Below are 23,208 nucleotides of genomic sequence, written 5' to 3' on the forward strand. Positions count from 1 at the left end.
CTTTTGATGAAACCGCTTTACCAATTGAACAGAATCATGGAATTTACTTTAAAAATTTATAGCAATGACATTGCTGTCTACCGCCTGCCTGACCTTTCGGGCCTGTCATTCCCGGAGGATTGCGGATTTTTTAATTTATCCGTAACGGATGATGAAATCTCGTTAATGTGTGATGTCCAACGGTTATCGCCTGAATACCAGAGATGGCTGGACCGAAAAGCGACATCTGTCAGTAAAGACTGGTTTTGCCTGAGAGTTAATGGTGATCTGCCTTTTGATATTGTCGGTGTGATTGCGACATTAACTGGTCACATCGCCTCGATAGGTATCAGTCAGTTTGCTGTCTGTACGCATGACCGAGATTATGTTCTGGTACCGAATATGCAGCGACATCAAGTGATCTCTCACTTAAAGGCGGTTGGATATCGTTTTGCCGATTGCGAACCAGTGTAAGTGAGGGACGAGCGTATGAACGAGCTAGGAAGTGTCAGGATGACCACGGTATTCCCGGATACTAATTTTATAGCATGTGTTGAGGCGTCCAACCATGAGACAAACCTTGCCACCTGGATACGCCAGAATGAAGCATTGGTAAAGAGGCAACTGAATGAGTTGGGAGGCATCTTGTTCAGGGGTTTTGACATGCCGGATGATACTTCATTTCTGAATCTGGTGAGGGCGTTGCCTTTTGAATCGATTGATCTCAGCCAGTTTGAAGAAGCTACAGAAAGAGAGAAAGTTGCGACGAACCTGTATACGACAACAGCTTTTCCGGCGAGCGAGACAATTTCACTGCACAGTGACTACTCATCGTCGCTGGATATTTGTCAATATCTTTGTTTTTTCTGTCTGACTCCTCCAGAGGCTGGTGGGCAAACCCCGTTAGCGGATAATCGCCGGATTTATCAAAGATTGATTCACGCATATCGTCAGCAGTTTGAAGTATTGGGTTGGCGATTGGTCCGCTATTACGGCACAGGGCTGGGATTGGATTGGCAGGACACCTTTTTAACGGATTCCCGCCAAGCCGTAGAGAAACATTGCCAGCAACATGATGTGACAACCCATTGGGATGGCGATGAATTAAGGACAACACAAACACGGACCGCGGTGATTCGTCATCCAGAAACTGGTGAAAAGTGTTGGTTTAATCATATTGCTTTCTGGCATGTGGCCAATTTACATCCCGAGATTGCTGATGCGATGATCGATGCAGTTGGTCAAGAAAAATTGCCCTTTCAGACGTTTTTCGGGGATGGTAGTGATATTCCGGATTCGGTGGCACATCATATCCGGGATATTTTACTGGAGGAAAAGCGCATGTTTGACTGGCAGCAGGGAGATGTACTTTTATTAGATAACATTCTGACCAGTCATGGACGGGAACCTTTTTTCGGTGACAGAAGTATTCGGTTAGCTGCATTTCATAAAGTGAAGCGGGAGTAACCTTTTCTTTTGATTTAATCGATTTATCACTGCTCACTTCTTGAGACAGTCATGTCGATTCTGCCGTAAATTGTCGTGTTCATCTTTTTTCGAGGCGCTCAGATGAGTGCTTTTATCGGTTGAGGTTAATCGTCTGTGAAAACGGGTTACAGCAGCCAAGTACGTCAACGGGCGGGTTGGCTTGATTCTACTGGCCCACAAACCCTCTACCTGTTTTACCCACCGGCTTGAAGCCACCGAAGGCCTAAGCCCTGATCGCGCCGCCAAAGCGCTGATGGCCGCAGGCTACCTAGTCCCCCGATGGTAATCGACCATAGCGCAAAGTCAGCTTGCCCGACAGCACCCGCCCACGTACTTTCTTTGAAATAGACAGGGTGTGAAAGGCAGCATATTGGATGACTAAAAAGACGATGAATCCTGTTTGTGCTTGTCGCTTTGCAGTGAACCGGCAGTCAACATAAGGGCTGGACGAGGCTTTAATTCCTATACGGACAATACCGCTAGCGTACTGGTGCACTTACTGTGCACGGGGCTTATAATCGTCCTAAACGGAAAATAACCTTGCGCTATTATCAGTAGTTAATAAGATGTGGAGCTTATGTATAAGCATACAGTCTTTTGATTGTTCAAACACTGTTGTACGCATTCTCTGGTGCTGGTCCTTTTGAGCGTCGAGAGGGGAAAGTAGAGAGTGCGGGCAAACAATTCGAGTAAAGAAATGCGAGTAAAGCAATGAAAAACGCAAAACAACCACGCTGCGTGATAGGTATTAAAGGGCAAACGCCCGATCCCGATTACCCAGTCGATATTTGGTTCGATTCGCTAAAATCAGTCGCCAATGTACTGTCAAAAGAAAACCAGCAGTTGTTAAAAGTGATTGCTGAAAAAGAGCCTCAGTCAGTCACTGAGTTGGCCTCTCTTACAGGGCGAGCGGTCAGTAATGTGTCGAGAACACTGAAAACGTTGGGCAAATACAACTTAGTTGAAATGGAAAAATCACCAAATGGATTAGCGGTAAAGCTGCAATATCAATCCATGTTACTGTTAATTCAGCCATTGGAGTAAAAGGGACAGTATGCAACAAGTTGGAATTTATGAGCAGCTTATAACGCAGCTTATCGAGAGTCGAATTGACCGAGAGCGATTCTATGTCGGCGAGCGTGAGCTCAATAGTAGTGAAGCATCAACGTGGTTATCTCGTTTCCTATCACACATACTTGAATATGCGATTGAGTCTGTCCCCTCAAGTGATGATCGTCTGCAACAGCAAATTGCTTTATCCAATCAATTGTTACTGTGGCTAAAAACACAAATTCAAGATAACGATTTTATCGAAGACAATTTGCTTGCCAGTCAAGGTAAAATTCTGACTGCGCTCTATGAGCTCGAAAATCCTGTCTCTGCCGATTTAAAAAATTATATTAACGACATTTTTCCGTTAACAGGCTTAAGCCAAAGCGAGCTGTTTTGTGGCAGTAATGCGGGATTGTCGCTTGAATCTGAATTGAAGCGAGAGATTCTGTCTGCGGATAAAATTTACTGGTTAGTGTCATTTATTAAGTGGGCAGGGATACGAATTTTTCGCAAAGAGTTAGAAGAGTTTACTGCTAGCGGCCGCGAGCTAAAAATTATTACTACATCATATATGGGGGCGACTGACGCGAAAGCGGTTGAGTATTTGGCGAGTTTACCCAATACCGAAGTGAAGCTGAGTTACAACACTGAGCGGGAACGTTTACATGCAAAGAGCTATCTATTTTTACGCAACACTGGCTATCACACTGGTTATATCGGCTCTTCCAATCTTTCCCATTCAGCGTTAACCAATGGTTTAGAGTGGAATTTAAAAATTACTTCGCAAGAAATCCCACACATTATCAATAAATCATTGAGCACCTTTGAAACCTATTGGGTTTCTAATGATTTTGAACATTTCAATGGTGATGCGAAAAGCAGTGAAAAACTCAAAAAAGCCTTGAGCCAACAGCGCAGAGATTTTGAGGCTAGTCCAACCCATTTTTTTGATATTTCGCCTTTTCCGTACCAAAGTGAAATCTTAGAACAACTTGCCGTTGAGCGAAGTGTTCACCAGCACTATCGTAATTTAGTCGTTGCGGCAACCGGCACCGGAAAAACCTTGATTTCAGCCTTTGATTTTGCGCGCTTTGTTAAAGAGAAACCGCAAGCCAATTTCTTATTTGTAGCTCACCGAGAAGAAATCTTAAAGCAAGCCAGATCTGCGTATCGTGGGGTATTGCGTAATGTTGCTTTTGGTGAACTTTGGGTTGGCGGACATACGCCAGATCACTATCGACAATTGTTTGTTTCTATCCAAACCCTGAACAATCAACTGGATCAGCTTAACCTAACCGCTGACTATTATGACTACATTGTGATTGATGAGGTTCATCATATTGCAGCGACTAGTTATCGTGCACTGCTGGAGCACTTTTCCCCAACTATATTACTCGGCCTGACTGCAACACCAGAGCGGCATGATGGTGGTGATATTTTAGCGGATTTTGGTGGTGTGATTGCGGCAGAGATCCGTTTGCCGGAAGCGATTAACCGTCGTCACCTTTGCCCATTTCAGTATTTTGGTATTGATGATGATACCGACCTTCGCAACATTGCATGGAGTCGTGGACGTTACGATATAGCTCAGCTGACCAATCTTTATACCCACAACCAAGTCCGCTTTGACAAGATTTTGCTGAGTATGCAGGAGATCATCACTGATATAGGCAAAATGAAAGCATTGGCCTTTTGTGTGAGCAAAGAACATGCGAGTTACATGACACAGCAACTCTTATTAAAAGGCATTAAAGCGGATGTGTTGACCAGTGATAACAGCCACGAGCGGCAACAAAAGCAGCAAGCAATTCGTTCTGGCAGCATTAACGTGCTTTGTGTGGTAGATATCTTCAACGAAGGTGTCGATATTCCCGAAGTGGATACGTTATTGTTTTTACGGCCGACAGAAAGCTTAACTATTTTCTTGCAACAACTTGGCCGCGGTTTGCGTTTAGCTGACGGTAAGGAGTGCTGTACCGTGTTGGATTTTGTTGGCAACTCACGCCCTGAATATGATTTTGCCAATAAATTTAGAGCCTTAGTGGGTAAAAGTCAGCGAGCGATTAGCGAAGAAATAAAGCAAGGGTTCCCCCACGCGCCACTCGGTTGTCGCATTGAGTTGAGTAAGCGCACGCAAGAAATGGTGCTCAGCAATATTCGTCAAGCCTCATTAACGTTGAAGCGCCTAGTCGCGATGATCCGCCAATATCCTCAGCATTCCAAACTGCCGTTAACGTTGTCGAATTTCTTAACCTTAAATTCTCACATCGACTTGAATGAGCTTTATAAGCGAGGGAGTTGGTCGCAGCTAGTTCAGCAAGCTAAAGATGAAATCAACGAAAATTCAGCTGATGAAGCTCTGCTGAAAATGCTTAGAAAGTCCATTCATAACCGAATTTTAACCTGCGATGATCATGCCTATTTGAGCTTCTTAAAACAGCTTTGCCAAAATAACTTTATTGTTGAAAATTCTAGTCAACGTCATGCCTTGATGTGTCATTACGATTTCTGGCAAAAAACGGGACCTGAATGTGGATTCGATTCCATTGAGCAGAGCTTAGCAAAACTAAATTCTGGCGAGTTAAAAGCAGAATTATTCGATGTTTTAAACTGGCAACTCGCTCAAACCAAGCATGAACAACCCAAAATGCAGGCTTTGCCTGAGGTTTCACTGAGGCTGCATGCACTTTATGCGCGTGAGCAAATATTGGTGGCATTTGGTGCGACCACGTTTGAGCGCCAACCGCCAGCACGCGAAGGTGTGTTTGTGCTGAAAGATCAAAATATTGAACTGATGTTTGTCACCTTGGACAAAAACGAAAAGCAATTTTCGCCAACCACCATGTATCACGATTACGCGATAAACGAACACCTCTTTCATTGGCAGTCGCAAAATAGTGCACGACCCGACAAGGGGCGTGGTTTGGAATACATCCAGCATCAAAAAATGGGCAAGCGACTGTTTTTATTTGTGCGTGAACAAAGCAAAGATGAATATGGCCGCACTATGAGTTTTGTGAATTATGGTGAAGTTGACTATGTGTCGCATGCAGGGTCACAACCAATGAGCATTACTTGGCAGTTAAAAGAGCCTATGCCCCACTTTATGTGGCAACAAGCCGCGAAGTTGGCAGTGGGTTAACTATCATGATGACTTCATTCAGCATCGACAAGGTTTACCCGCTTTGGCGCTTTAGCTTAGTAGAAAAAACCGAGCAAGATGCTGCGACCAGTCAACAACGTGGTCATTTCCCTCTCATGTGGTTAGCAAATTTTACCGTATTAAGAAAACGCTTCGAGCAAGGCTTACAAGTCATTTGTGCTGCACCACATAGGCCAAGAGCCGGATATTGTGTTGGAAGTGACACTGCCTAAAAGCGCCGATTTAACAAAAGCAGACGCAGGCTCACCAGAAGAAAAGCAGTTTATTTGGCTGTTTGATGCTAAATACCGCATTAAAACCGAGAAAAAAGGCTTTGATGATAGCAGCGAAGATTTTGAAAGTACGGATTACGTACCAGACGATGCCATTAACCAAATGCACCGTTATCGGGACGCACTGATTCGTTTATCAGAACCTCACGGACCTAAATCACCATCAAGCGGAAATGCTGGCCAATCGCCTAAGAAAAGCCGTCCTGTTTTTGGTGCGTTTGCTTTATACCCAGGCTTTTTTGATCAAGCCACAAAAACCAACCCCTACGAAGCCACAATAGAAGAAGTGGGTATTGGCGCGTTTGCACTCTTGCCTAGCCAAAACGAACTTAGTCAAACTGGTCCTATTCAGACTAAGAGCAGTTATTCCGGCCATCAATGGTTGCTAGAGTTTTTGCAAACGCAAATTGGCACAGCACCGAATGCACAAACAGGGCAAGGCAATGAGGCCATGTATCCTGTGGCTGGCATGGCGGAAAGGCTCTACGTACAAGAAGCCGCACGCATACCTTATTACGGCATGCGCCAAGTGCTGTATCCTGATTTGACGATGACAGTGGCATTGGGTGGGCAACGTGGCCGTGATAATGTCTACTTTGAACAATTTGAGCAAAGCACAGCGCAGTGGTATCACCTGCCGCAAAGCACGTTTTTGCAGAAATTTAATCAGCATATTGCCGAGGAAATTCGGCTATTTAGCGTTGGCGTCTACCTCAGACACTCAAAGTTCAACCAAGCAAATTGACAAACTTTGGCCGGTTAAACGAGTCACAGTGTTACCACGCTACGCCATTACTGAAGATCAATCGGGTAAGAAGTCAGGTTCTGCTGATTTGTATTATTTATTTGAGCTCGGCAAACCACTGTCACTGCAAACGCCAGTGACCAACGTGCCGCATCGCCCAATGAAAAACTCGATGAAACTCACAACCTTAACTCGCCTAGAGAGCGTCACTAAGTTTATCGAGGTTGAAAAAGTGTACGAAGCGGCAATGGTGTGAGCGAGTGTTATTAATTATGCAGAAGGTGAAATGAATGAACAGGGTACTTACCCAGAGTCATTTGTTTTCGTTTGCCATTTCCACTATATCGAAGGGCCCAATAGGGCGCTCCCGAGTCTGGAACGACAAAGTAGAGCCCTTTTCCGTCGGACTTTCTAATTGGTTCACCTGATTTTGCAAGTGCGGCCACCTGCTTTGCTGTCATAGATGCCACATGACCTCCAAATACTCACCATTTGATGCAAGTATAACGAGGCATTACTCACCAGTTAACTCACCGCTTGGATGAAACAGATTGAAACGTACAAGAACAGAGTGAAAATAAAAAGCCCTGATAAATCAGGGCTTTGATAACTATTAGAAAGATTTGGAAAACAAGAGAAAATTATTCAATATTCTGAATCTGCTCTCTCATTTGTTCAATCAAGACTTTCAGTTCGACGCCGGAGGCGGTGACTTCGGTATTGATTGATTTTGAGGCCAACGTGTTTGATTCACGGTTGAACTCTTGCATCATGAAATCCAGACGCCGGCCACAGGAGCCGCCTTTTTTGAGGATGTTTTTGGTCTCTTTGACGTGAGAATCGAGGCGGTCCAGTTCTTCGGCAACGTCGGATTTCTGGGCCATGAGGACCAGCTCCTGCTCGATACGGCCGGGGTCGAGTTCGACGTTGGCTTCTTCAAACTTACTGAGCAGGCGCTCCCGTTGCCATTCAATCACTTCAGGCATGTGCGCCCGGACTTTATTGACTTCTTGTGTGATGGCATCCAGACGTTGTTCGATCAGCGCTTTCATATTTTCGCCTTCACGGCCGCGGGACTCGATAAACTCGGTTAAAGCGCCGTCAAACTCATCGAGTAGCGCGGTATTGATCGTGTCCATATCGTGTTCAGGTGTTTCCATGACGCCCGGCCATTGCATCACCTGAAATGGATTGATACGGCTTAACTCTCCGGTCATGTGCATCACTTGATTGGCTGCATCGATCACCTGTTTGGCGAGTGCTTCGTTAATTGTCAGCTCGTTTGCTGCCGAAGGATTGGCCTCAAATCGCAAATGACATTCGACTTTGCCTCGGGCCAGACGCTTACGAAAGCGCTCACGCAGGATCGGTTCCAGGCTGCGGAATTGTTCAGGAAGTCGGAAATAGGTTTCGAGATAGCGTTGATTGACGGAGCGGATTTCCCATACGGCGGTACCCCAGTCAGCTTTGACCTCTTTGCGCGCGTATGCGGTCATACTATAAATCATCAAATTTTCCTTAAGTCTTGAAGATTTGGACTTGATATTGGTTTTATCTTAACACAATTCTGTGGTGTAAGACGTGCGTTGGTAGTGAATCCGGCGGATTGTTTGCTTGCCATTTCTATTGATGTCATTCGTACCATGTAGCTGGTTGTTGATGGTGGTTTGCTGAGCGGATTTCCGCTATAATCTGCGGCCAATTTCATCACTCATCCAAGACAACAACAGGTAGATACCTTATGCGTCCAAACAACCGTGCTGCGGATCAAGTTCGTCCGATTCAAATTACTCGCCATTATACCGCTTATGCCGAAGGCTCGGTGTTGGTTGAGTTCGGCAATACCAAGGTGTTGTGTAATGCCAGTGTAGAAGAAAATGTGCCGCGTTGGTTGAAAGGTCAGGGCAAAGGTTGGGTGACCGCTGAATATGGCATGTTACCACGTGCAACGCATTCGCGTACCCGCCGGGAAGCGGCCAGTGGCAAGCAAGGTGGCCGTACCATGGAAATTCAGCGACTGATTGCCCGGAGTCTGCGTGCTGTGGTTGATCTGGAAGCGATGGGGGAAATCATGATCACGGTTGATTGTGATGTGATTCAGGCGGACGGTGGTACCCGGACGGCATCGATTACCGGTGCCAGTGTTGCGATGGCGGATGCGTTCCAGTCTTTGGTTGAATCCGGCAAGCTGAAAAAGAACCCGATGAAAGGTCACGTGGCCGCTGTTTCTGTCGGGATCCTCGGTGATGATGTGTTGTGTGATTTGGAATATGTCGAAGATTCGGCAGCCGATACCGACATGAATGTGGTGATGACCGAAGCCGGCAAAATGATTGAGATTCAGGGGACGGCGGAAGGTGAACCGTTCAGCCATGAACAGTTACTGGATCTATTGGCTGTCGCCAAAAAAGGGATCACGGATATTGTTGCCGTACAGAAAGCAGCTTTAGCCGATTAATCGTAGAAAATAGCGCCGTGTCGGCGCTATTTTTTTACGGCTTATTTTTCCACAGACCATGTCTTGGTGAACATATTTTTAGCGGTCGTGGTGGATGCGATGCGATCGCCGACAGTCAGCAGCAAAAGAGCAACGAAAACGGAAAAGAGAGAAAGTCATGAAAGCGTACCAGCGTGAATTTATTGAATTTGCCCTTGAAAAAGAAGTTTTGAAATTTGGTGAGTTTACTTTGAAGTCCGGCCGGAAAAGTCCTTATTTTTTCAATGCCGGTCTGTTTAATACCGGGCGGGATTTGGCGCGGTTGGGGCGTTTTTATGCAGCAGCATTGGTCGATTCCGGGATCGATTTCGATGTGTTGTTTGGCCCGGCCTATAAAGGGATTCCGATTGCGACTACAACTGCGGTGGCGTTGGCCGATCATCATGATGTCGATACGCCATACTGTTTTAACCGTAAAGAAGCCAAAGACCACGGTGAGGGCGGCCATTTAGTCGGCAGTGCACTTGAAGGCAAAATTATGCTGGTGGATGATGTGATTACTGCCGGGACTGCGATTCGCGAGTCAATGGCAATTATCCAAGCTAACGGTGCAGCATTGGCCGGGGTTTTAGTCGCCATTGATCGTCAGGAAAAAGGTACCGGAGAGTTGTCTGCGATTCAGGAAGTCGAAAAAGACTTCGGGTGTGCTGTGATTTCGATTGTCGGCCTGACTGACTTAATTACTTACCTTGAAGAACAAGGGAATAGCGACGAACATCTGGCAGCGGTGAAAGCGTATCGTGACCAGTACGGTGTGGTTTAAATCGTCGCGGATGAACAATGATTGATTACTAAAAGACTCAGCCACTGGCTGAGTCTTTTTTATCGTTTCTAAACTACCGTCGTTGGCGATTGTGATGATTGGTTATTGATAGATCTTTTTGCCGTCACGCTGCGTTTGGAGCAAAAATAAGTTCCACATGTATTGTTCCGGATGTGGGGTAACTAAATCTTCAATCGCTTGATTCATTGCCCGGGCATCTTGCATTTCATCACCGGTCGGGAAGTTTTCAATTGCCGGCAAAATGTACACTTCATATTTTGATGTTTTATCGTTGTAAGCAGGCAGAACGGGGATGACTTTGGCTTTGGATAAGCGCGCCATTTTACCGAAGCCTTTCAGCGTAGCTTTTTCGGTGGCGAAGAATGGCACAAATACAGAATTCTGAGGGCCATGATCTTCGTCGGGAAGCCAGTAGCCGATGTAACCATCTTTGATGGAACGAACAAACGGCTTTACACCTGCATCTCGTGCGAAAATACGACCCCCATACTGCATGCGCTGCACATGCATCAGCCAGTCACCAATCGGATTACGTTGTGGTTTCATAATGGTTGTGACTTTATAACCGCGAGCTGCCAGCATGACCGCCGGGTAATCGACTGCCCAGGCATGGGGGGCGAGAATGATGACTTTCTCTCCGGCATCTAATAACGGTAGCAGGTTTTCCTCGCCAATCAGTTCTCCCCGCTGTTGATTATGCCGGGTTGAGCGGACTAAAAACTCAGCGTAACCCAGCATATATTGGGCGGCTTTGACAAAAGTTTCATGGAGAATTTGCTCGCGTTCGGCTTCGCTCTTTTCGGGAAAACAGTACGCAAGGTTGGTCCGGGCGCGACGCACGACGCGGCCATTTTTATTGACGATCGGTTTCGCTATTTTGCGAGCAAGGCCATCCCGCCATTTGGGGGGGATAAAAGCAAACAGCGCGGCAACTAAGATACCCAGCCAAGTTCCCCAGTGGCGAGGATGCAAAAAAGACCACTGAAACGTCGGGTTATAGAGGGAATCGTCAATACTGTTTTGACGCGGACTATTTTGACGAGCATTGTCTGGCGTTGAACTCATGAATGGATGATCCTGGTGTTTATTGATATCGAGTGTGGCTGGTTCCGTCAGGCAGCGACTTAAATCGTTTGTGGAGCCACATCCATTGTGCCGGTGCGCGCATAATCACCATTTCAAGATAGTGATTGAGATAGGCAGCCGCAGCGGTCATATCTTTTTGCGGATATTGATCTTCAATCGAAATATCAGCCATGATTTCGTAGGTTCCCTGAGCGGTTCGGAATCCGGACACGGGGACAATGGCACACTTACTGGGGTAGGCAATCAGGCTGGTGCCGGTTGTGGTACAGGCATCATCAACGCCGAAAAAGGGCACAAAAACGGATTTATTATGGCCATAGTCTTGATCCGGCAGATAAAACAGCCGTTCGCCTTTGCGTAACACGCGAATCATTTGTTTTAAGTCACGTCGGTAGACCAGTTTGTTGCCGTTTCGGGTTCGGCCGCGATACTGGATAAATTCATAAGCAGGATTGCTGTGTGGGCGGTAAACACCATAGCCGGGTAAACCAAGTACCGCGAAGCCGCGGGCACAGATTTCCAGATTCAGCGCGTGAACGGCACATAACAGTGCTCCTTTATTATTTTCAGCATGTTTGCGCAGGGCGCTGATATCTTTTTCGACCAGAATGCGACGAAAGCGCCAGGTCGGCCAGAACCAAGTGATCCCTGATTCAATTAAAGCTGCACCGGTGTTTTTGAAGTTTTCGACCACCATCGCCTCGATAGCATCGGATGACATCTCCGGAAAGGCGAGTTGCAGGTTTGTTCTGGCAATATGCACGCGTTTTTTGCCGAATTTCATGCCTATTTTTCCCAGTGAGCGTCCGAGTGAAAGCGATACGGAATAAGGCAATAGATTGACGAGTGCAGCGAGAAGGCCGAATCCAAACCAAACACCCCAGTATTTGGGGTGTAATAATGCGACAGAAAAGGCAGGTTTGCCGATTTTATAATCATTCATAAAGTGTTATTTCAATTGTGCGCTGAGCAGTGACCAGTATTGTTCAAAATTTGCGGTGGGTTGATATTTGAAGTCTGAACGGACAAACCGGTTCAAACTGCCTTCAACCTGTCCTAATAGTTGAGCCGCCAGAATATTTTCTCCGACAGGGAAGGATTTTCCTTCGCGAATTTGGCGCTCGCGTAGAATTTGACGTAAAGAGGTTTCAATACGTTCAAAAAGCTGGTTGATTCTGTCACGGAGTCGCTCATTTTCAAACATCAGAGCATGGCCGGATAATATCCGAGTCAATCCGGGGTTACGTTCAGAGAATGTCAAAATCAGCTGCATGACCATGCTGAGGCGGTTGAGTGTATCTTTCTCTTCGTTGAGGATCAGATTAATCCGTGACATCAGTGTTTCTTCAATAAATTCGATCAGCCCTTCAAACATACGGGCTTTGCTAGGAAAATGACGATAGAGTGCCGCTTCTGAGACGCCGACCTGTTTCGCGAGTTTGGCGGTTGTGATGCGAGAGGCGCCATCATGAGACTCCAACATCTCAGCCAGTGCCTGAAGAATTTCGTCACGACGGTTATTTTTTTTTGTTCCGGTCATTTCCATACCCTTTCCGTTACCACATGCTATCAGTAACCGGGGAATCGATTCAGCCGGTTACGATGATTATTTTATCCTATTTTTTCACTAACCAGTGTCATTAGCTCAAGGGCTAATTGCGATTTGGGAGCTAATGGTAATTTTCGCTCGCCAGCGGGCCAGAACAGATGAAGTGCGTTGTGATCGCTATTGAATCCTTGTCCGCTGACGGACACGTCGTTCGCGCAAATCATATCGAGATTTTTACGTGCCATCTTGGAACGGGCATATTGTTCAATTTGCTGGGTTTCTGCCGCGAATCCGATCGTAAATGGTCGGTGCGAGGTCATCGCTGCGACAGAGGCGACAATATCCGGATTCTTGACCAATGTGACGGTCATGGTATCGGCATCGTCAGTTTTCTTGATTTTCTGAGCGGCAACGTCCGCAGGTCGATAGTCGGCAACCGCAGCACAACTGATAAATACATCATGGTGCGGTGCTTGCGCCATCACGGCGTCATACATGTTGGCAGCGCTGATGACATCGATTCTCTGGACACCAGTCGGTGTCGATAAATGGGTTGGACCGGCAATGAGGGTGACATCTGCACCGATCTGTGCGGCGGCTTTCGCTATCTCGAATCCCATTTTACCGGAGCTGTAATTCGTCATATAGCGGACGGGATCGAGTGCTTCACGGGTCGGGCCCGCCGTAATGAGAACCGATTTCCCGGTGAGTAATTTGGGTTGGAAAAACTGTTCGCACAAAGCGACCAGTTGCATCGGCTCTAACATACGCCCCGGTCCGATATCTCCGCAGGCTTGTTCTCCCGCATCCGGTCCCCAAATATGCATGCCAAATGAAGCAAGGGTATCGAGATTTTTCTGGGTAGCAACATGCCGATACATTTGTTGATTCATGGCTGGTGCAAGGGCGACAGGGGCGGGGGTTGCTAAAATGAGAGTCGAGAGCAAATCATTTCCCATGCCGGCAGCAATACGGGCGATCAGATCAGCAGTTGCCGGTGCCAGCAAAACGAGATCAGCCCATTTGGCCAACTCGATATGACCCATCGAGCGTTCCGCAGCAGGATCAAGCAAGTTATCCGAGACGGGGTGGCCGGAAACGGCCTGCATGGTGAGCGGTGTAATGAAAGCTTTTGCTGCATCGGTCATTACGACTCGGATTTCTGCGCCGTGATCAATCAAGCGGCGTACCAGCTCTGCGCATTTGTATGCAGCGATACCACCACTGATCCCCAGCAGTATTTTTTTTCCTGCCAATGTTTGCATGTTTTGATTCCTTAATCACTCTGCGGGCTATGCTAGCACAACTCCTGAGAAGATGTCAGAACTGTGTCAGAGGAACTGATCCGCTCAGTTATTCATATTCACATACTTGAGTATTCCTCACAGATATTTAGGCCAAAATATGCAATAAGGGATTATTGGTAACTGGTTAATTGATATAAGCAAATAAGGAATTTTATGTTGAGTTCTCTTCGGAGCCGAACCAAGCTCCTTTTCATCACTGTGATTCCTCTGATAGTGATTACGGCGATGATTACAATGGTTTATTACTGGAGTGGCATGACGTCGCTGCAGCAGGAACTGGGTCAATACCGGAAAGAATTGGTGACCAGTCATAAAAATAAACTGAAGTCTTACATCATGATGGGGACGACTGCGATCAAGTCTCTCTATGATAGTGATCAACATGGTGAAAATCAGGCTCGGGCTAAAGAGATATTAAAAGCTATGCGTTTTGATGATGATGGCTATTTCTTTGCTTATAACTCTCAGGGCGTCAATACGCTTCATGCAATTAAGCCTCAGCTGGAAGGCAAGAACCTCTATAACATGAAAGATAATAATGGTGTCCCTGTGATTGCCGGTTTGATTGAGGCGTCAAAAACCGGGGACGGATTTCTTTATTTTTCATGGCACAAGCCATCGTTGAACGCGCAAGCGCCAAAGTTAGGTTATGCCGAATACTTACCCAAGTGGGACTGGGTGCTGGGCACTGGTGTCTACATTGATGATATTGATCGTCAAGTTGCGGCTTTCCAAAAAAATCGGGAAAAAATGTTACACCAGCAAATGTGGTCTGCTATCGGATTGTCGGCGGTGGGATTGATACTCACGATTATTATTGTCAGTTGGTTAGTGTCTAAAGGGATTGCGCCCCTTCACCATGTCCTGAAGTCGTTGCAGGATGTCGCCGCTGGTGGCGGTGATCTGACGGCCCGTTTGCATGTGGAAAGCCGCGATGAAGTTGGCATGGTGGCGGAAGCATTTAACTCCTTTATGGACAAACTTCATCCGCTGATCACCGACATTAGCCGGACAGAGCATGATGTAGTATTGGCGGTGAATGATCTGGATCAGCAGACATCTCATTCAAATCAGAAGATGAATAGTCACTGTCAGGAAACGGATAAAGTGGTTGCTGCGGTGACAGAAATGAGTGCGACAGCCCGTGAAGTGGCCCTGAATACCAATGCAACAGCTCAGGCGATAGAGTCTGCGAATCAGCAAATTAATGAGGCGCAGGAGGAGGTGAATTTCGCGATTGAAGGCATTAGTAGTTTGGTCAAAGAAGTCAATCTGACGTCTGATGCGATTTCTGAACTGAGTCAACAAGCCGGAGAAATTACGCTGGTTCTGGACGTGATTGGCGAAATTGCTGAACAGACCAACCTATTGGCATTGAATGCGGCAATTGAAGCAGCTCGGGCCGGAGAACAAGGCCGGGGATTTGCTGTGGTTGCTGATGAAGTTCGTTCGCTTGCAAGCCGGACGCAAAACAGCACGCAAGAGATTGGCAATATGCTGAACTCGTTGAATCAAGGGGTCAGTAAAGCGGTCAGTCGGATGCAGGCGAGCCGTGAGCGTGGCGAGAGCACTGAACAAGAATCGGTGCGTATTAAAGAAAGCTTATCCGGCATTTCCCAAGCGATTCGGACGATACAGGATATGGGGATTCAGACTGCATCGGCCGCAGAGCAGCAAAGTGTTGTGTCTGAAGAGATTAACCAGAATCTGGTCGCGATTCAGCAGATTGTGAATGAGTTGAGCCATAATCTGCAACAGTCGGAATCCATCAGTAGTCGTCTGTCACAATCCGGTAAGAAAATGGGAGACTTGGTCGGACACTTTAAGATTTAACCAACATACAGTTTACAACTGAAGTTGATATCTATCGGGGTTCTTATCAACAAAGTTGAATTCGATTTTATCTTCAGGCTCATTGTATAGCAAACCGAGAGGAGCGATACAATGAGCCTGAAATTCCTTCCTAAAGAATCAATGCCACGGGAAAAACTACTTTCCCGTGGTCCCCACGCCCTGTCAGATGCCGAATTACTGGCTATTTTTTTGCGCACCGGTGTTGCTGGCATGAATGTCCTCGAACTGGCTGATTTTCTTTTACAGGAATTTGGTTCACTCCGTGCATTATTTTCAGCCCAGAAGAGTATATTTTGCCAGCATAAAGGTCTGGGAGAGGCAAAATTTGTGCAAATGCAGGCGGTGTTGGAAATGGCACAGCGGTATTTTTCGGAAACCCTACAGAAAGGCGATGCACTGACAAATCCACAATATACCCGTCATTATCTGTCCGGAATACTTCGAGATAAGCGGCGGGAAGCATTCTATGTGTTGTTTTTAGATAATCAGAACCGGGTGATTTGTGGTGAAATCATGTTTGAGGGTACGATCAATGCTGCAAGTGTTTATCCGCGAGAGATCATCGCGCGGGCACTACAGCATCATGCTGCATCTGTGATTCTGGCGCATAATCATCCTTCAGGAGTAGCCGAACCCAGTCAGGCTGATCGGCATATTACCCGGCGGATTATCGATGCTCTGGCGCTGGTGGATATCCGAGTGTTGGATCACTTTGTGATTGGTGATGGTGAGATTGTGTCTTTCGCTGAACGAGGCTGGATTTAAAATGGTAAATCTCTCATCTGTAGGAGAGAGATGAATGATATCCGGTGATTTTGCGAGGAGCCTGCGGCTTTCGGTTGATTTGATAGCATCCGTGAAAGTTTTTAGTTGTGGGAACAGCAGATTCTGTTATCATTCGCCCACTAAATTTTCAACCTATTATCAGCTCGGCGATGAAAAAGATCTTAGGATCTGCAAAAAAGGATCTGTTCGGGTCTTGAGCAATGCACATCAAGTTAGTATAATGCGCGACCTTTGATAGCCTTGTATGGATTTTCCATAATGGTTTTAAACCTCACCCTTCAACATGGAGAGAGGTTCGGCCACCAAGGTTGATATCGAGCTGAAACGATTTGGAGAAGACATTCATGTCCCGAGTATGCCAAGTAACTGGTAAGCGTCCTGTAACGGGGAACAACCGTTCGCACGCACGTAATGCTACTAAGCGTCGTTTTCTGCCGAACCTACAAACTCATCGTTTCTGGGTAGAGAGCGAAAAACGTTTTGTTAAACTGCGCCTGACTGCGAAAGGCATGCGTATCATTGACAAGAAAGGCATTGATGCTGTTCTTGCTGATATTCGTGCTCGCGGCGAAAACGTTTAAGAGGAATTGAGCAATGGCTAAAGGCATTCGTGAGAAAATTCGTCTGGTATCATCTGCTGGTACTGGTCATTTTTACACAACTGACAAGAACAAACGCAACATGCCAGGCAAATTTGAGATCAAAAAGTTTGATCCAGTAGTTCGCCAGCACGTTGTTTACAAAGAAGCAAAAATCAAGTAATTGAATTGCTCCTTGTAATGATGATAAAACCCAGCTTCTGCTGGGTTTTTTATTACCTGCTATCTACCTTTTTCCAGCGAAAGATCATAGGATAAACGGATATATTGATGAGCGACCATATCTGTTGAGAGTGACCTGATGAAGGATCGAAAACGGCGTTGGAATAATTATCTGATTCTGGCGGTGATTTTATTTATCGTCATTTTAAATCTACCATCCATGATTAAAGATTATCTTTTACCTCATGAAGCTCCGAGCAATCCATCACTGCTCAACCCCCAACTAACGATGACTTCGATACGGACACAACCTTGGTCGCTGGAGCGTGATGCTCATGGTGATTGGACATCCACCGTATCTTTCGATATTTCAGCGCTGGAACTGGTACAACGGTGGCGTAATCTGGTGGGTACACAGATCGATGATAAAACCTACCGCTCATTGTCGGGCAAATTGAATGATCCGGGTACCGTTGAAGTCTGGTATGAAGAACAAGAAGAGCCACAGCGGATAACTTATTATCGTTTCCCCCAGTTTTGGTTATTCAAAAACTGGCAGGAACATTGGATCGCGATTTCGGTAGAAGACCGTTATCTGTTTCCGGCGGTGATGACTCAATCATCGACGCAAGAGGAGTATTAAGATGCCGGAGTTACCGGAAGTTGAGGTAAGCCGACTGGGGATTAGTCCTTTTCTGGTCGGTGAACAAGTGAAATCTGTGAGTGTGCGGACACCGAAACTGCGTTGGGAGATTCCTTTTGAACTCCAACAGATTACGGGGCAGGTGATTCGACGGATTTATCGAAGAGCCAAATATCTGTTACTGGAAACCGATGTCGGAACGGCGATTATCCATTTGGGAATGTCAGGTTCTTTGCGTGTGTTGGATGTTTCGCTTCCACCAGGCAAACACGACCATGTCGATCTGTTTATGATGAACGGGAAGGTGTTGCGCTATAACGACCCGAGACGATTTGGCGCATGGTTATGGGCTGAGAAAGGTACGATGCATTCGGTATTCGACAATCTTGGTCCTGAGCCACTGTCGGATGAGTTGACTGCTGCTTATATGGCCGGGAGAGCAAAAGGAAAACGGGTGACGGTCAAACAGTTTATTATGGACAATAAGATCGTGGTTGGTGTCGGAAACATTTATGCCAATGAATCTTTGTTTACGACGGGGGTCCGGCCAACCCGAGAAGCTGGATCTCTGACAATGAGTGAGTGGGAAACACTGGTGAGTGAGATTAAAGCGGTGCTGACCCACTCGATTCAACAAGGTGGTACGACCCTGAAAGATTTTGCCCAAACTGATGGTAAACCCGGTTATTTTGCTCAGGAGCTGCGTGTTTACGGGAAAGAAGGGCTACCATGTCCTGAATGTGGTCAAGCCATCGTGGCGCAAAAAATTGGACAACGAAATACCTTCTATTGCCCACTTTGTCAAAAGTAGCGGCATCAAATTGAATTAAATACTGCGCTTTTTACGCAGGGATTCTGCAACGACCGGCGGGACAAATGAATCGACGTTTCCCCCGTGAATAGCAACTTCCCGGACGATTGTTGAAGAAAGAAAGGCGAATTCATCTGCCGGAGTAAGAAATACACTTTCAAGCTCCGGCATCAATCGGCGATACATGTTGGTCAAGCCGAATTCATACTCAAAGTCCATGGTGGTCCGCAGGCCTCGGATCAAAACGTTGGCGCTGACTTGTTTGGCAAAATCGACCAAGAGCCCGGAGAATCCCTGTACACGAATATTCGTCAGATGTTGGGTTGCCTGTTCGGCAAAAAAGACTCTTTCTGCCAGCGTAAACATGGTATTTTTACTGGGGCTGGCGGCGACGGCAATAATGACTTCATCAAACATACCAGCAGCGCGATTGACAATATCAAGGTGTCCGTTGGTGAGTGGATCAAATGTTCCCGGATAGATGACGCGCGATAGATTTTTTTTGCTCACAGTCGGTAATCTCAACAGTTAAACCGAGTACCTTAGGTATATACCGAAGGTCGCTCAAAATGCAACGTTTGTCAGAGTCTCTGACACTCACACTATAGTAACAAAAAGACTCAAAATAACCTATTGATGTCCGTATGAACGATGGTATGTGATGGAATAAGAGTTTGAAATGAAAAGAATACTTGTCATTCGTAATGATAAAATTGGTGATTTCATGCTGGCATGGCCGAGTTTTGCGATGCTCAAAGCATCTATGCCTGACTGCCATATTACTGCACTGGTGCCTCGTTATACTATTGCACTTGCTGAATTATGTCCGTGGATTGATGACGTGCTTGAAGACCCGACTAAAAAGGGATCTCCTTCATCTCAGCAAGCGTTGATTGAAGAGATTCGCCAACGTCACTTTGATGCATCGATTAATTTATTTTCGACGACTTACAATGCTTTACTGGTCTGGAAGGCGAAGATTCCATACCGAATCGCTCCGGCGACGAAACTGGCGCAAGTGTTTTACAACCGTCGGTTGAAGCAGAAACGTTCCCAGTCAGCAAAACCTGAATTTGAGTATAATCTGGATTTGATTCGTGCTTTTTTGCAGGATCATCAGATACCTGTCGTCGAACCTCAGCCACCATATCTGACTTTTTCACTATCAGAGCTTGCCAAACAAAAAGATAAACTCGCCGCACAACTGGGTATTTGTGCTCACAAATCATGGGTGTTCGTTCATGCAGGAAGTGGTGGGTCGGCCAATAATCTGTCTCTTGAACAGTACCGTCAGTTGATTGATGGGATGAATGGTGATTTTGAGGTGGTGCTGACTGCCGGACCGGGGGAAGAAGAAAAAGCCTATCAATTGCAATTGGCGATCAATCACCAAGGTGAAAAAGCGGTCGTCTACCATAAGAATGACGGCTTGGTGGATTTTGCCCGATCAATTGCTTGTGCGAGTCTTTTTATTGCCGGTTCTACGGGGCCCCTGCATATTGCTGCTGCGATCGATGTGCCGACCATTGGTTTCTTCCCGGCTAAACGCTCGGCAACGCCATTACGTTGGTATCCATTGAATTCACAAGGACGTCATCTGTCGTTTGCACCGCCTGCTGTTGGCGGAAAATCGCAGCAGGAAGATATGAGCCAAATTCGGATTCAGTCGCTCTTAAGTCAGATCAATGCTTGGGCGGCGACGTATTTGTCCGTATCCAAAGGTCCGCGTATTTCACAAATGTAGAATGTGCCGAAAGCAGGGAGAGCAGCAAGCCCTGCTTGCCGTCCAGAAAACCGGCTTTGATGACATACATTTTCATGAAGCATCCGAGTGCATGAATGATGCCTTGGCTGATACTGCTTTTTTTTCCGCGTTGTTGTCGTTGTTCTGCCCAGGCTTTTGCGTATCCGGCTGACTTGACCAGATAGTGATGCATATCATCGTACGTGTAGTGAATTGCGTCGCCTGACAGCGTTTCAACCCGCATAGATGAAGTCACTTCTACTTTTTCATGAACCAAAGCGTCATTGTATTGCGTCAGTTTGGTTGGGTAGAGTCGTAAAACTCTGTCGGGATACCAGCCACTGTGACGAATGAATCGACCAAAAACCCAGCTTAACCGCGATATTTGGTAGATGGTATTGGGTTGGTTGGCTTTGACCGCATCTTGAATGCTACTGCGAAGCTCCGGTGTGATGCGTTCATCTGCATCCAGCCATAAGACATAGTCGGATTCGACATACGATTGTGCGAGACGACGTTGTGGTCCAAACCCGGGCCAGTCAGTATTGGTGAAAAACTTATCGGTAAATTGTCGGGCGACTTGCTCCGTTTCGTCGTGACTGCCTGAATCGAGAATCACGATCTCATCGACCCAACCCTGAACCGTTTTAAGACAGGCTTCGAGATGCTTGGCTTCATTTTTCACAATCAGGGCCACGGCTAAGGTTGGTTGTGTCACGATGGTCTTTCTCCGTTGGATGATGCTGTTGTTTCAGCAGGTTTGCTGTCAAATAATAACAGGATATCAATAATTGTCTTCAAGCGGGATTGGCTTTAACAACCTTGCACTCACAGATTAAAATCTTGTACCGCTTTTTCAAACATTTGAATCACTTGTGTTGCCTGAATGCGACCCATTGCGGATTTATCTTTGACACGAGTGCGCCAATTGAGTTCGGCACTGGTTTTGCCGGTTTCTGCTTGAATGGCCTCTTCATAGACGGATACGACATAATTCTGATAGCAATAAGGACCCGTTCGTTGTGGGTTATGGTGGGCATATAGTCCGATAACCGGTGTGCCCATTGCATTGGCCATATGAGTCGGACCTGTATCGGGCGCAATCACGAGATCGCTGTGATCGAGTAAAGCCAGCATTTGTTTCAATGTACTATCGCCAACTTTATTGGTGACCGGAAAGTCAATCAGGCTGAGTATCTGTTGGGCTAAGTCACGTTCAACCTCAGCAGGCGAACCGGCCAGAATAATATGCCAGCCTTGTGCATGAATATGTTGCATCACTTCAGCATACCCTGCTGCCGTCCAGTTTTTATAAGCTTTACTGGCTCCCGGTACGATGACCAGATTCCGTTTGTCCTGACTGAGTTGTTGCGTTGCCCACTGGTGGTCCTGATGAGAGTAAGTTAGTGCCCACTTTGGCGTAATATCTTGAATACCAATATGCTGTGCAAAGGCCAGCAGGCCATCCAGCACATGTGGTTTCTTCGGGGAGGGCACGTGCTGATTGGTAAACCAAGTCTGACAATCCTGACTGCGTGTTGCATCGAAGCCTAGTTTGTAGGTTGCTTTTATTCCCAGTGTGGCAATGCTGGCTCTGAATGCATACTGCATATGGAGCAGGGCATCAAACCGCTCTTCTTTCAGCGTGGTCCAGAGCTGTCGATAGGCTTTGAACCCCTGTTTTTTATCAAACACAATGAGGCGGATATTGTCGAGACCATCGAGCAACTGAGCTTCTAATTGACCGGTAATCCAAGTGATTTTTGTCTCAGGCCATTGGCGTTGAATGGCTTGAACCGCTGCAACGGCATTGCAAACATCACCGATGGCTGACAGACGCAGGATACATATCGAGCGGGGAGCGGAATCAAATAACGCCATAATGATCACTATAAAGCAATGAGAGTTGTCCGGAATTATGCAGAGCCCGGAAGAAAATGTAAAATGCTGATTGAGTGAAGTTTTAATCATTGGATAAGCCGTGAAAACGTTCAAAAAAGGTAAATTACGGGTGTGGTATGACGAGGCGCTGTTATCAGTGCCTCCGGAGCAATGTTTTGATGTTGGTTTCTGGCAGCAGCAGGAGCGGATCGTTGGCCAGGCTTCTGGCCGGGGGACAACATGGTTTATCCAACTTGATAACGTACAGGGAGCATTACGGCATTACCGGCGAGGCGGGTTATTTGGTAAGTTGGTTCGGGACCATTACCTTTTTTGTCAATGGGATAAGACCAGAAGTTATCAAGAATTTCAGATTTTAAACCATCTGAGAAACGCCGGTGTGAATGTACCGCGTCCGATTGCCGCCAGAGCGGTTAAAAAAAATGTGTGCTATCAAGCCGATTTAATCACGGAAAAAATTCCGAATGCCCGGGATTTAGTGACCATTCTTCAGGAAAATGCATTGCGTGATGAAATATATGTGAAAATCGGACAAGAGATTCGTAAGATGCATGACGCACAAGTCAATCATACAGACTTGAATATTCATAATATTTTGATTGATGAGCAGGAACAGGTTTGGATTATTGATTTTGATAAGTGTATGATTCAGTCTGATGGTGATTGGAAGGAGAATAATATATTGCGCTTAAAACGCTCATTTTTGAAAGAGCAGCTGAAGCAAAGTATTTGTTGGAATCTTTCATCATTTGATTGTTTGTATCGAACGTATAGCGAATGATTT

General features: G+C 46.3%; 25 protein-coding genes and 2 pseudogenes. 18 read left to right on the plus strand and 9 right to left on the minus strand.

The features are described from left to right. Nucleotides 1–36 precede the first annotated feature (36 nt). From OCV37_RS00580 to OCV37_RS00610, 8 genes and pseudogenes are all read left to right on the plus strand, one after another. Entirely contained in the window at nt 37–453 is a 417-nt protein-coding gene (locus OCV37_RS00580) for an ACT domain-containing protein (protein ID WP_169739350.1), read from the plus strand. Between the two features lie 15 nt (nt 454–468). Continuing rightward, nucleotides 469–1,446: a TauD/TfdA family dioxygenase gene (locus OCV37_RS00585; protein ID WP_084717424.1), complete on the plus strand. Its 978-nt coding sequence runs from the start codon at nt 469–471 to the stop codon at nt 1,444–1,446. Nucleotides 1,447–1,590: 144 nt separating this feature from the next. Then, nucleotides 1,591–1,849: pseudogene (locus tag OCV37_RS19745) on the plus strand (DUF927 domain-containing protein); the annotation flags it as partial. Nucleotides 1,850–2,178: 329 nt separating this feature from the next. After that, on the plus strand, nt 2,179–2,511 hold the full coding sequence (locus tag OCV37_RS00590; protein WP_038178906.1) for an HVO_A0114 family putative DNA-binding protein: 333 nt from the start codon (nt 2,179–2,181) through the stop codon (nt 2,509–2,511). 10 nt (nt 2,512–2,521) lie between these two features. Beyond that, nucleotides 2,522–5,662 carry a DUF3427 domain-containing protein gene (locus OCV37_RS00595; protein WP_038178904.1) on the plus strand — a complete coding sequence of 1,047 codons (3,141 nt, stop codon included), beginning with the start codon at nt 2,522–2,524 and terminating at the stop codon, nt 5,660–5,662. A gap of 5 nt (nt 5,663–5,667) precedes the next feature. Next, nucleotides 5,668–5,895 (plus strand): DUF2357 domain-containing protein, encoded by a 228-nt coding sequence (locus OCV37_RS00600; RefSeq protein WP_245609105.1) that lies wholly within the window; start codon nt 5,668–5,670, stop codon nt 5,893–5,895. Next, on the plus strand, nt 5,882–6,700 hold the full coding sequence (locus tag OCV37_RS00605) for a nuclease domain-containing protein (RefSeq protein ID WP_245609107.1): 819 nt from the start codon (nt 5,882–5,884) through the stop codon (nt 6,698–6,700). The genes OCV37_RS00600 and OCV37_RS00605 overlap by 14 nt, the downstream gene beginning before the upstream one ends. Before the next feature lie 28 nt (nt 6,701–6,728). Then, nucleotides 6,729–6,956: a hypothetical protein gene (locus OCV37_RS00610; protein WP_051680365.1), complete on the plus strand. Its 228-nt coding sequence runs from the start codon at nt 6,729–6,731 to the stop codon at nt 6,954–6,956. A 10-nt stretch (nt 6,957–6,966) separates the two neighbouring features. Here OCV37_RS00610 and OCV37_RS00615 read toward each other — a convergent pair whose 3' ends face one another. Both OCV37_RS00615 and OCV37_RS00620 read right to left on the minus strand, forming a co-directional pair. Continuing rightward, nucleotides 6,967–7,161 carry an Arm DNA-binding domain-containing protein gene (locus OCV37_RS00615; RefSeq protein WP_038178902.1) on the minus strand — a complete coding sequence of 65 codons (195 nt, stop codon included), beginning with the start codon at nt 7,159–7,161 and terminating at the stop codon, nt 6,967–6,969. A 180-nt stretch (nt 7,162–7,341) separates the two neighbouring features. After that, a complete protein-coding gene (locus OCV37_RS00620; RefSeq protein ID WP_038178901.1) occupies nt 7,342–8,208 on the minus strand; it encodes a YicC/YloC family endoribonuclease in 867 nt (288 codons plus the stop codon). A gap of 233 nt (nt 8,209–8,441) precedes the next feature. Between OCV37_RS00620 and rph the strand changes: the two genes are divergently transcribed. Then, entirely contained in the window at nt 8,442–9,158 is a 717-nt protein-coding gene (gene rph / locus OCV37_RS00625; RefSeq protein ID WP_038178900.1) for a ribonuclease PH, read from the plus strand. Nucleotides 9,159–9,315: 157 nt separating this feature from the next. Beyond that, on the plus strand, nt 9,316–9,960 hold the full coding sequence (pyrE, locus tag OCV37_RS00630; RefSeq protein ID WP_038178899.1) for an orotate phosphoribosyltransferase: 645 nt from the start codon (nt 9,316–9,318) through the stop codon (nt 9,958–9,960). 73 nt (nt 9,961–10,033) lie between these two features. On the opposite strand, the pseudogene lpxM reads toward pyrE, so the two are convergent. The 4 genes and pseudogenes from lpxM to coaBC all read right to left on the minus strand — a co-directional run bounded on the left by lpxM (nt 10,034) and on the right by coaBC (nt 13,881). Then, nucleotides 10,034–11,046, minus strand: a pseudogene (gene lpxM, locus OCV37_RS00635) (lauroyl-Kdo(2)-lipid IV(A) myristoyltransferase). 19 nt (nt 11,047–11,065) lie between these two features. Further along, complete coding sequence (gene lpxL, locus OCV37_RS00640; protein ID WP_038178894.1) at nt 11,066–12,010, minus strand: LpxL/LpxP family Kdo(2)-lipid IV(A) lauroyl/palmitoleoyl acyltransferase; 945 nt, start codon at nt 12,008–12,010, stop codon at nt 11,066–11,068. A 6-nt stretch (nt 12,011–12,016) separates the two neighbouring features. Next, nucleotides 12,017–12,607, minus strand: a complete 591-nt coding sequence (gene slmA, locus OCV37_RS00645) for a nucleoid occlusion factor SlmA (protein ID WP_038178957.1) — start codon at nt 12,605–12,607, stop codon at nt 12,017–12,019. A gap of 71 nt (nt 12,608–12,678) precedes the next feature. Continuing rightward, entirely contained in the window at nt 12,679–13,881 is a 1,203-nt protein-coding gene (gene coaBC, locus OCV37_RS00650) for a bifunctional phosphopantothenoylcysteine decarboxylase/phosphopantothenate--cysteine ligase CoaBC (RefSeq protein WP_038178893.1), read from the minus strand. 195 nt (nt 13,882–14,076) lie between these two features. Between coaBC and OCV37_RS00655 the strand changes: the two genes are divergently transcribed. From OCV37_RS00655 to mutM, 6 genes are all read left to right on the plus strand, one after another. Continuing rightward, nucleotides 14,077–15,756, plus strand: a complete 1,680-nt coding sequence (locus OCV37_RS00655; protein ID WP_038178892.1) for a methyl-accepting chemotaxis protein — start codon at nt 14,077–14,079, stop codon at nt 15,754–15,756. A gap of 111 nt (nt 15,757–15,867) precedes the next feature. Further along, the gene (gene radC, locus OCV37_RS00660) at nt 15,868–16,542 is read left to right on the plus strand and encodes a RadC family protein (protein ID WP_038178891.1); all 675 of its coding nucleotides are present in this window, start codon (nt 15,868–15,870) and stop codon (nt 16,540–16,542) included. Nucleotides 16,543–16,907: 365 nt separating this feature from the next. Next, a complete protein-coding gene (gene rpmB / locus OCV37_RS00665; RefSeq protein ID WP_021704597.1) occupies nt 16,908–17,144 on the plus strand; it encodes a 50S ribosomal protein L28 in 237 nt (78 codons plus the stop codon). A 13-nt stretch (nt 17,145–17,157) separates the two neighbouring features. After that, nucleotides 17,158–17,325, plus strand: a complete 168-nt coding sequence (rpmG, locus tag OCV37_RS00670; protein ID WP_004728408.1) for a 50S ribosomal protein L33 — start codon at nt 17,158–17,160, stop codon at nt 17,323–17,325. Nucleotides 17,326–17,463: 138 nt separating this feature from the next. Then, the gene (locus OCV37_RS00675; RefSeq protein ID WP_038178890.1) at nt 17,464–17,967 is read left to right on the plus strand and encodes a hypothetical protein; all 504 of its coding nucleotides are present in this window, start codon (nt 17,464–17,466) and stop codon (nt 17,965–17,967) included. Nucleotide 17,968: 1 nt separating this feature from the next. After that, complete coding sequence (mutM, locus tag OCV37_RS00680; RefSeq protein ID WP_038178888.1) at nt 17,969–18,778, plus strand: bifunctional DNA-formamidopyrimidine glycosylase/DNA-(apurinic or apyrimidinic site) lyase; 810 nt, start codon at nt 17,969–17,971, stop codon at nt 18,776–18,778. A gap of 15 nt (nt 18,779–18,793) precedes the next feature. Here mutM and coaD read toward each other — a convergent pair whose 3' ends face one another. Beyond that, nucleotides 18,794–19,288 carry a pantetheine-phosphate adenylyltransferase gene (gene coaD, locus OCV37_RS00685; RefSeq protein ID WP_038178887.1) on the minus strand — a complete coding sequence of 165 codons (495 nt, stop codon included), beginning with the start codon at nt 19,286–19,288 and terminating at the stop codon, nt 18,794–18,796. Nucleotides 19,289–19,457: 169 nt separating this feature from the next. On the opposite strand from coaD, the gene OCV37_RS00690 reads away from it, so the two are divergent. Beyond that, complete coding sequence (locus OCV37_RS00690; RefSeq protein WP_038178885.1) at nt 19,458–20,522, plus strand: glycosyltransferase family 9 protein; 1,065 nt, start codon at nt 19,458–19,460, stop codon at nt 20,520–20,522. Here OCV37_RS00690 and OCV37_RS00695 read toward each other — a convergent pair. Beyond that, nucleotides 20,461–21,240 (minus strand): glycosyltransferase family 2 protein, encoded by a 780-nt coding sequence (locus OCV37_RS00695; protein WP_038178882.1) that lies wholly within the window; start codon nt 21,238–21,240, stop codon nt 20,461–20,463. The genes OCV37_RS00690 and OCV37_RS00695 overlap by 62 nt on opposite strands. A gap of 110 nt (nt 21,241–21,350) precedes the next feature. After that, nucleotides 21,351–22,403, minus strand: coding sequence for a glycosyltransferase family 9 protein (locus OCV37_RS00700; RefSeq protein ID WP_038178880.1), 1,053 nt, complete (start codon nt 22,401–22,403; stop codon nt 21,351–21,353). 100 nt (nt 22,404–22,503) lie between these two features. On the opposite strand from OCV37_RS00700, the gene OCV37_RS00705 reads away from it, so the two are divergent. Next, entirely contained in the window at nt 22,504–23,205 is a 702-nt protein-coding gene (locus OCV37_RS00705) for a 3-deoxy-D-manno-octulosonic acid kinase (RefSeq protein ID WP_038178878.1), read from the plus strand. Nucleotides 23,206–23,208 lie beyond the last annotated feature (3 nt).

This window comes from Vibrio rhizosphaerae (assembly GCF_024347095.1).
Lineage (GTDB): Bacteria > Pseudomonadota > Gammaproteobacteria > Enterobacterales > Vibrionaceae > Vibrio > Vibrio rhizosphaerae.